This window comes from Saccharopolyspora sp., from assembly GCF_017434145.1.
Lineage (GTDB): Bacteria > Actinomycetota > Actinomycetes > Mycobacteriales > Pseudonocardiaceae > Saccharopolyspora_C > Saccharopolyspora_C galaxeae.
In genome coordinates, this window is the sequence record NZ_JAFRFW010000888.1 from 1 (window position 1) to 3,296 (window position 3,296).

General features: G+C 72.0%; 3 protein-coding genes and 1 pseudogene. 2 read left to right on the plus strand and 2 right to left on the minus strand.

From position 1 onward, the window contains the following. Positions 1-643: phosphoribosylaminoimidazolesuccinocarboxamide synthase (locus IJH84_RS24045; RefSeq protein WP_295149368.1), on the minus strand; the 643-nt coding region annotated here is incomplete at its 3' end. 100 nt (positions 644-743) lie between these two features. Between IJH84_RS24045 and IJH84_RS24050 the strand changes: the two genes are divergently transcribed. Then, the gene (locus IJH84_RS24050) at positions 744-1,433 is read left to right on the plus strand and encodes a TenA family protein (RefSeq protein WP_295149370.1); all 690 of its coding nucleotides are present in this window, start codon (positions 744-746) and stop codon (positions 1,431-1,433) included. A 141-nt stretch (positions 1,434-1,574) separates the two neighbouring features. On the opposite strand, the gene purB is transcribed toward IJH84_RS24050, so the two are convergent. Then, positions 1,575-3,005 carry an adenylosuccinate lyase gene (purB, locus tag IJH84_RS24055; protein WP_200068785.1) on the minus strand — a complete coding sequence of 477 codons (1,431 nt, stop codon included), beginning with the start codon at positions 3,003-3,005 and terminating at the stop codon, positions 1,575-1,577. Between the two features lie 99 nt (positions 3,006-3,104). On the opposite strand from purB, the pseudogene IJH84_RS24060 reads away from it, so the two are divergent. Next, positions 3,105-3,296 (plus strand): annotated as a pseudogene (locus tag IJH84_RS24060) (ABC transporter ATP-binding protein); the annotation flags it as partial.

Sequence of the window (3,296 nt, forward strand, 5' to 3'; positions counted from 1 at the left end):
ACACCTCGTCGCCCAGCACGAGCTCCCCGCCGCGGACGCCGAACTCGAACTTCGTGTCAGCGAGGATGACCCCGCGCCCCTCCGCGTGCTCGGCCGCCCGCCGGTACACCCGCAGGGTGAGCTCGCGCAGCTGCTCGGCCCGCTCCCGGCCGACGGTCTCCGCCACGGCCTCGAAGCTGACGTTCTCGTCGTGCGCGCCGAGTTCCGCCTTGGTGGCCGGGGTGAAGATCGGTTCCGGCAGCGCCGAGGACTCCACCAGCCCGTCCGGCAGCGGGATCCCGCAGACCGCGCCGGTGCTGCGGTAATCGGCCAGGCCGGAGCCGGTGAGGTAGCCGCGCGCCACGCACTCCACCGGCAGCATCTCCAGCCTGCGCACCAGCAGCGCGCGGCCGCGCACCTCAGCCGGGATGCGCGGATCGTCGGCGGCGACGAGGTGGTTCGGCACCAGGTCGGCCAGCAGCTCGAACCAGAACACGCTCATCGCGGTCAGCACCCGGCCCTTGTCCGGGATCGGCGTGTCCAGCACGTGGTCGTAAGCCGAGATCCGGTCCGAAGCCACCATCAGCAGGTGCTCGTCGTCCACGGCGTGCAGCTGGCGAACCTTGCCCGCGGCGATCCGCGGGTAATCGGAGAGTGCGACCACGCCGGAATTCTCCCCCACCGCCCGCACGCGACCGCGCGCGGGCGAGGCGGTCAGCGCGAACGCGGCACCATGTGGGGCACGGCGATGCGAGGAGGACTCGGTGAGCTTTACCGACTGGCTGCGCGCCCGCAGCGAACCGGACTGGACCGCGGTGATCACGCACCCGTTCACCGACGCGCTGTTCGACGGTTCGCTGCCGGACCCGGCGATGCGGTCATACCTGGTGCAGGACTACCAGTTCGTGGACGACTTCCTGGCGCTGCTCGGCGCGGCGCTGGCCAAGGCCGACCGGTACACCTCGCGGCTGGCGATCGCGGGCAGCATCGGGGTCGTCACCAGCGAGGAGAACACCTACTTCGAGCGGTCCTTCGACGCGCTGGGGGTGTCCGCGGCGGACCGCGAGCAGCCGGTGCTGGACGAGGCGACCAAGGAGTTCCGCGCGCTCATGACCGACACCAACGCGCGCGGCGACTACGCCGAGGTGCTGACCGTGCTGGCGGTCGCGGAGTGGAGCTACCTGGCGTGGGCGCAGCGGGCGCCGGAGGCCGAACCCGCGGGCGGCACCGGTCCGGCGGGGAACTTCGTGCACGCCGAATGGGTCTCGCTGCACAACAACGACGGCTTCGCCGAGTGGGTCCGCTGGCTGCGCGCCGAACTCGACCGCGTCGGAGCCGAGCTGGACGAGCGCGATCAGGCGCGCTGCCTGCGGCTGTTCCAGCGCGCCACCCGGTGCGAACGGGACTTCTTCGACGCGCACTGGCCCGGCGGGGCATCGACCGGAACGAGCTGAGCGGCACCTGGCGAAGCCGTTGCACCCGGGCCCGACACGCCCGCGCGACGTCCCCTCGGCGCAGCTCCTCCGCGAGTGAACGGCCTGTTCAGCCGATCTATTCGGACGAGCGGTCCGTTCACTCCTGGAGGAATGCGGGGATCAGAGGATCGGGGAAGGGGTGTAGGCGGCCGCGTCGGGGTGGCGGGCGAGGACTTCGTCGACGGCCGCGACGACCGCGGTGACCTGGTCGGTGGCGGCGCCGGTGAACGAGAGCTCGTCCGCCAGCAGGTCCGCCAGCTCCGGCTTGTCCAGCGGCAGCCGTTCGTCCGCGGCGAGCCGGTCCAGCAGGTCGTTGCGCTCGATGCCCTGCTCGCGCATCGCCAGCGCCACCGCCACCGCGTTCTCCTTGATCGCCTCGTGCGCGGTCTCCCGGCCGACCCCGGCGCGCACCGCGGCCATCAGCACCTTCGTGGTGGCCAGGAACGGCAGGTAGCGGTCCAGCTCGCGAGCGATCACCGCCGGGTAGGCGCCGAACTCGTCGAGCACCGTCAGGAACGTCTCCAGCAGCCCGTCCAACGCGAAGAACGCGTCCGGCAGCGCGACCCGGCGCACCACCGAGCAGGACACGTCGCCCTCGTTCCACTGGTCCCCGGCCAGCTCCCCGGACATCGACGTGTAGCCGCGCAGCACCACGGCGAGCCCGTTCACGCGCTCGCAGGAGCGGGTGTTCATCTTGTGCGGCATCGCGCTGGAACCGACCTGGCCGGGCTGGAACCCCTCGGTGACCAGCTCGTTCCCGGCCATCAGCCGGATCGTCTTGGCCACCGACGACGGCGCGGCCGCCAGCTGCGACAGCGCCGTGACCACCTCGAAGTCCAGCGAGCGCGGGTAGACCTGGCCGACGCTGGTCAGCACCCGGGCGAAACCGAGGTGATCGGCCACGCGGCGCTCCAGGTCGGCGAGCTTCTCGGCGTCGCCGAGCAGGTCCAGCATGTCCTGCGAGGTGCCGACCGGCCCCTTGATCCCGCGCAGCGGGTAGCGCGCCAGCAGGTCCTCGACCCGGCCGAACGCGACCAGCAGCTCGTCCGCGGCGCTCGCGAAGCGCTTGCCGAGCGTGGTGGCCTGCGCGGCGACGTTGTGCGAACGCCCGGCCATCACCAGCTCACCGTGCTCGGCGGCCAGCTTCGCCAGCCGCGCCAGCACCGCGGCGGTGCGGTCCCGGACGTGCTCCAGGCTGCGGCGCACCTGCAGCTGCTCGACGTTCTCGGTGAGATCGCGCGAGGTCATGCCCTTGTGCACGTGCTCGTGCCCGGCCAGCGCGTTGAACTCCTCGATGCGCGCCTTCACGTCGTGCCTGGTCTGGCGCTCGCGGGCGGCGATGGAGTCCAGGTCGACCTGCTCGATGACGCGCTCGTAGTCGGCGACCGCGCCCGCGGGCACCTCGACGCCGAGGTCGGCCTGCGCGCGCAGCACCGCCAGCCACAGTTGCCGCTCCAGCACGACCTTGTGCTGCGGGGACCACAGCTCGACCAGCTCCGGCGAGGCGTAGCGGGCGGCGAGCACGTTCGGGAGGTGGGGCTTGACCGTCACGGCGGGCAACGATACTTGCATGGGGGCGGTCACCCGTCTTCGACGTCCTCGGGAAATCGGTCGCCGCGGGACTCGGCGGCCGACTAGTTTCGGGTCTGTATGAGTCCGGATCCGCGTAGCCCCTCCCGCTTCCTGTGGTCGTTGCTGCGCGCGCGGCCGGGCCTGCTGGTGTTCGCGCCGATCACCGGCTCGCTGTGGCTGCTGCCGCCCGCAGTGCTGACGCTGGTGCTCGGCCGGGCGCTGGACACCGGCATCGGCGGCGGGGACTTCTCCGCGCTGTTCGGCTGGATC